The sequence below is a fragment of the Phormidium sp. FACHB-1136 genome (genome assembly GCF_014697375.1).
In the GTDB taxonomy this organism is placed as follows: domain Bacteria; phylum Cyanobacteriota; class Cyanobacteriia; order Phormidesmidales; family Phormidesmidaceae; genus Nodosilinea.
The window spans coordinates 1-5,015 of record NZ_JACJRS010000184.1 but is presented as its reverse complement, the minus strand read 5'-3'; the positions used below and the strand labels follow the sequence as shown (position 1 = coordinate 5,015).

Here is a 5,015-nt window from a genome sequence, read left to right as displayed (position 1 = left end):
TTCGGATAAGAAGCGCATTGTTGATTTTATCAGTAAGGGAACTGGTGATAGCTTTTTCAGTGTCCTCCATGGATTCTACGAAGAAGTGAAACAGGAATGGGTTGGAGGAGGTAGACGGATTGAAGACTTTGAGCAGGATGGCCCTAAGATTCTTATCATTTTAGACAATGCAAGTATTCATAAAAAGGCAGAGATTCTAGAGAAGATAGCGAAGGAGATGCCCAACTTCGACCTGGGTGCCGTTTCGTTTGATTTCGGCATTGGCCAGGGCCGGGTTGACGGTACTGAACAGGGTCAGAAGTTTGTGGTCATCGCTGGCAATCTCATCGGGAATCTGATGTTGTTGACCTTCAAGAATGACGAGGTACATGGCTAAAACAGCGTGATTTGGGTACTGGACACGGTGGGAGTGGGGTGGGAGGTGGTGGTCTGGGGTCGAGGGGCGGAGGGTTTGCGCTTTTGCTTTTTGCGGCGCTGTTGCCACTGCATCTGGCGGATGGCGAGGGATTGCTCCAGTTCGGTGAGCAGGGCTTGAAGCTGAGGCAGCAGATTTTCTAAGGGTTCCTCTGAGACAAGTCGGGCGATGGGGGCATCGTCATAGGTGGTGACGGCGAGCATCACCGGTCGGGGCTGGCCCGGTTGCTCTGGAGCAAACCAGTGGATGCTGAGTTGCATGGGCACCTCGGCCCACTCGTAGCGTCGGTCTGAGTTGTCTTGGATTGAGTCTTGGGTTGAGTCTTGGATTGAGTCTTGAGTCATGGCATGGGGGCATCACAACAGGGGTGCTAGCCGCAATGGACGAGCACCCTGGATTCACAGAGCGAAAGGATTAGACCTGGGCCTGGTCAGCCATTCGTCCTAGGCTGGTGGGGGCCGCTTCATAGACGACTTTGCGCTTCCGCACCAGGTCAGCCCCAGGCACCACCTCTCCGCATTGAATGGCCGCTTTGATGGCGGACTTGTCAGGCGTATAGGTCGTTTTGGCCTTGAGGTAGGGCTCTGGAATCTTGGCCTCATCCAAGACCACGCAACTGGGAGGGTTGTGCTTTACTCGAATCCGATAGGTCTGACCCACCGCTTCATCAGCCATGAGACCTTGCTCATGCAGGTCAAGCACCCCTTGGTCTAAGCTATTGGCCCACCGCTTTAGACGGGCGATGTCGGCTTCGTGAACCGCCGCTAGGGCATCCAGTCGAGCTTGGGCCGCTGCAATCTCCGCATCAATGTGCTGGCGTAGGGCCACATGAATATCGACCGCATCTTCTTGGTGTCCTTGGGCCTGTTGGAGGGCGGGCAGCAGGTCAGTGGGGTCAGCCATGCCCGATTCAAGCTGCATCCAAAGTCGAGCGGCTTTCCGACTCGATAGGCTGAGGGAACGTTGCACGACCGACTCAGGGATGGCGCGAGTCCGGTTGGGTTGGGTTTTAGTGGGTTTGGTCTGGCTAGGTTTGGTCTGGGTGGGTTTAGGCGTAGGCATGAGGGTTCCTTTCAGAGTCATCAAGGTCAAGGGGGTCGCCTCACCCCAGCGATAGCGGGCTAACTCAAAACAAGGTTTGCTGGGTATAGGGTCGGTGGAATGTGGCCCACATCCTGTCCCAACCCGGTCGGTGCTTCTCCTTGGCCAGCGCCGGGGCCATGGTCAGCAGGTCTTCGATGCGGTGATCATCGGTGTGTCGCTGCTCGATCCAGGCTCTCAAGAAGCCATCCGGTTTCGTTGAAAGCTCACCGCCCAGTCTTGTGGCCTGTTCCCGCAGCTCAGTCTCGATGGCGTCATGGCCCTCGACCGCTAGCAGTTCCACCTTGCGCCAGGGGATGCCGTTGCCGACGATTCGCTGAACCCGATAAATGGCCCAGGGCAGTGATTCAAGGTGAGCCTGGAGATGATCTAGTGCCGCTTGATTGCCGTCATCTTTGAGCATCTGGAACAGGCTGCGGCCCTGGGGATAGAGGGTCTGTTTGGGGTTCAGCCGTCGGGCCAGATGTTCAATCAACAGCGCAAAGCCAGACTCCTCTGGGCATTGTCGATGCTTAAAGAGCACTTCCTCCTTGGGGCCAGCGATGCCTGAGAAGGGGCAATAGACGCAAGCCGAACGCCACCAGGGTTCAATGCCCCTCGCCACGACATCTTGGGCGTAGGCTTCGGTTCCGGCTCGGTCGAGCTTGAACTGGTCAATTAGAGGATAAAAGTTGGTGCGCTTGACCCAAGACGGCTTGGCTTGGCTGGCCCGTTTGGCTTCAGCCAAGTCCCCTCGGTCACGCCGCCGTTCTTCGCCGACCGTGAACCCGATGGCGACAAAGATTTCAGGGACAGGGCCATGCTCTGAGCCTAGCCATTGCTCACAGGTTGTTGATTTGAACTTGGCGCTGCACCGACGACGGTTCTGAACGAACTGTGGAACGATGCCGCTTTCCATCAGGTCTTGGCTGAGGCCATAGCCGGGAGGCTGGTCGAGCCATTGGCTGGCGGGTTCCGCCTTAAAGTGGTTCTGGCAGATCTGGCCCTTGCCGCTGAACTGAGGCACACCCCCGACCTGCATCAGTTCTTGGCTGAGGCCATAGCCCAGCGCGTGATCCATCACCCATTGGTCTTGGCCTTGGTGCTTGAATTTGGGTGAGCACTGCCGCCTTGATTCACCAAACTGAGGCACGGTGGCCCCTCGGAGCAGTTCATCGGCCAAGCCAAATCCATCGAAGTGAGGTGGCTGAACCGTCACCCCTGGAAAGCGTTGGGCCAACGTCTCGGCACTCATGAAATCGAGCACCCGTGAGTCGAGGGGCGGCAGCGGATGGCCAGGGTCGTCCTGTCGGCCTCGTATCCAGCACCGCTTAGGCTGTCGGGTGTCATCGAGAATCAGATAGCCGTCTTTCGTGGAGGGGCCAGCTCGCATGATCTGAACGGTGCGAATGCCTTTCTCCGCCAGAACGGGGTACAGATACTGTTCGTTCAGATATCCCGTATGGCCCCACTCGCCAAGGGTTTGGCTGGTCAGGATGACCAGTTGGTCTAGGCCAAAGGGATCGCCATTAGGCAAGAGTCGAGTTTCGGGTTTCGTAGCCCAGAGGTGGGCGATGGTCGAACTATCACACCCCAGACCGTGCATCAGAACGACCCAAGGTTGGGTTGGGGTCATGGGTTAGATTTGGGCTGTGATGATGTCGCTTAGCTTTTGTAGGAGATCTGCAAAGGAAATGGATCCTTCCTCCGTTTTGTTGGGGTGGGAAACGATGGATCCTGATTCAACGTGGCCATACAACGAGGCTCCAATTGTCGTTCTGAGGTAGGTCAGGTTGTCGTGGCCATCGCCAAGGATGCCCGTCACTTCAGGGATGGAGATATACACACGCTGCTGGAACAACGTGAAGTGGAGATACCACTTTCGGGCTTTGTCTGGATGGGTCATAGCTTTTCTGTTGGATAATTCACGTCACTCAGAGCAGGGCGATAGCACCCTCTGCGACTGCATCGGGGTCTGAGTGACGGGGGATGGGGAACAACTAATTGAGATGGGTGTGACGGAGGGCTTTTTCTAGGTGGCCCCGGCGCTGGGCTTCAGCGACCATCCCATCCCAGCACCGCAGCCGATGTCCTTGGTTGACCGCAGAGCGAGCGGCAGCATTGGCGATCTTGAGCAAGCCCTGGTCCCGCATCAGGTCAGCTAGGGCAAACTTGGGGACACCCGCCTGTTTATGGCCCAACACTTCACCTGCCCCCCTCAGTCTCAGGTCAGCTTCGGCCACCTTGAACCCATCCTGGTGCTGGGCCAGAATTTGCAGCCGCTCGGCACTGGCCTCAGTTTCAGCGCCATTGACGAGGACACAGTAGGATTGATGGTGGCTACGCCCAACCCGGCCCCGCAGTTGGTGGAGCTGGGCTAAGCCAAACCGTTCGGCATGTTCGACCACCATCACCGTCGCGTTGGGCACATCAACGCCAACCTCAATCACGCTGGTGGCGACCAGGATTTGGGTCTGTCCCGTTCTAAAGGCATCGAGAGCTGTGGTTTTGGCCTCCGTAGTCATCTGTCCATGCAGCATCCCCACCTGGTAATGGGGAAAGGCTCGTTGATAGTCTCCGAAGGCTGCTTCAGCAGAACGCAGTTCGCTGTCGTCGTTGTCCTTGACCAAGGGCAGCACCACGTAGGCTTGAAAGCCCTGGGCCAGTTGACCCTCAATCAGGCGATGGATGGGGTGTTGCTGTTCTTGGCTCAAGACTTGGGTGACGATGGGCTGACGGCCTGGGGGCAACTCATCAATCAGGCTCACGTCCATGTCTTGGTGCATGGCTAGGGCCAGAGTGCGGGGGATGGGCGTGGCCGTCATGCTCAGCAGGTGAGGGGTTTTGCCTTTCTTTAGAATCGCGTTGCGCTGCTTTACACCAAACCGATGTTGCTCATCAATGACGACAAGGCCCAGGTCGGCATAGCGCACTTTGGCACTACTGAGCGCATGGGTGCCGACGAGCAAATGGATGCGGCCCAGCAGGATCTCACTCAGGAGAATGCGCCGTTCTTTGGTCGAGGTGCTGCCCGTCAGCAGGGCCGTTTTGAGGCCCAAGGGCTCCAGCCAAGACGTGACCTTGGCATGGTGCTGCTGAGCCAGGGTTTCCGTCGGAGCCATCAGGGCCGCCTGTTGGCCCTGCTCAATCACCGCAAGGCACGCGCCAACGGCAACTACGGTCTTCCCGGCCCCAACGTCCCCCTGCACCAGGCGGTTCATCGGGAAGGTCTGGGTCAGGTCATCGAGGACTTGGTTCAGGGTGCGCTGCTGGGCTCCAGTCAGGGCAAAGGGCAGGTTGGCTTGGAATCGTTCTAAGAGAGACTGCGAGAGACTCTGACGCTTCACCCGCTGAGGCACCTGGCCCCGACGCACCAGCAGCGCCATTTGGAGGTAAAAGAACTCGTCAAAGATCAGCCGACGGCGGGCCGCTTCGAGCTGAGATGGACTGACCGGAAAGTGAATCTGGGCCAGCGCTTCCGACAATGGGATCAAGTTATGCCGCTGCCTAAATTTGGCGG

Annotated in this window: 5 protein-coding genes and 1 pseudogene; 1 reads left to right on the top strand and 5 read right to left on the bottom strand. The window is 57.7% G+C overall.

Features of this window, described 5'->3' with window-relative positions; all coding sequences use genetic code 11:
* A pseudogene (locus tag H6G62_RS25980) lies at positions 1 to 376 on the top strand (hypothetical protein); the annotation flags it as partial.
* Here the strand turns inward: H6G62_RS25980 and H6G62_RS25975 are convergent.
* The 5 genes from H6G62_RS25975 to H6G62_RS25955 form a co-directional block, all read right to left on the bottom strand.
* A complete protein-coding gene (locus tag H6G62_RS25975) occupies positions 373 to 759 on the bottom strand; it encodes a hypothetical protein (protein ID WP_190500593.1) in 387 nt (128 codons plus the stop codon). The pseudogene H6G62_RS25980 and the gene H6G62_RS25975 overlap by 4 nt on opposite strands.
* A 70-nt stretch (positions 760 to 829) precedes the next feature.
* Complete coding sequence (locus H6G62_RS25970) at positions 830 to 1,477, bottom strand: siphovirus Gp157 family protein (protein ID WP_190500591.1); 648 nt, start codon at positions 1,475 to 1,477, stop codon at positions 830 to 832.
* A 64-nt stretch (positions 1,478 to 1,541) separates the two neighbouring features.
* Complete coding sequence (locus H6G62_RS25965; protein ID WP_190500588.1) at positions 1,542 to 3,131, bottom strand: hypothetical protein; 1,590 nt, start codon at positions 3,129 to 3,131, stop codon at positions 1,542 to 1,544.
* A 3-nt stretch (positions 3,132 to 3,134) separates the two neighbouring features.
* Positions 3,135 to 3,401 (bottom strand): hypothetical protein, encoded by a 267-nt coding sequence (locus H6G62_RS25960; RefSeq protein WP_190500586.1) that lies wholly within the window; start codon positions 3,399 to 3,401, stop codon positions 3,135 to 3,137.
* A 94-nt stretch (positions 3,402 to 3,495) separates the two neighbouring features.
* Positions 3,496 to 5,015 (bottom strand): ATP-dependent DNA helicase RecG (locus tag H6G62_RS25955; RefSeq protein ID WP_206755661.1); only part of this gene is annotated, 1,520 nt, incomplete at its 5' end.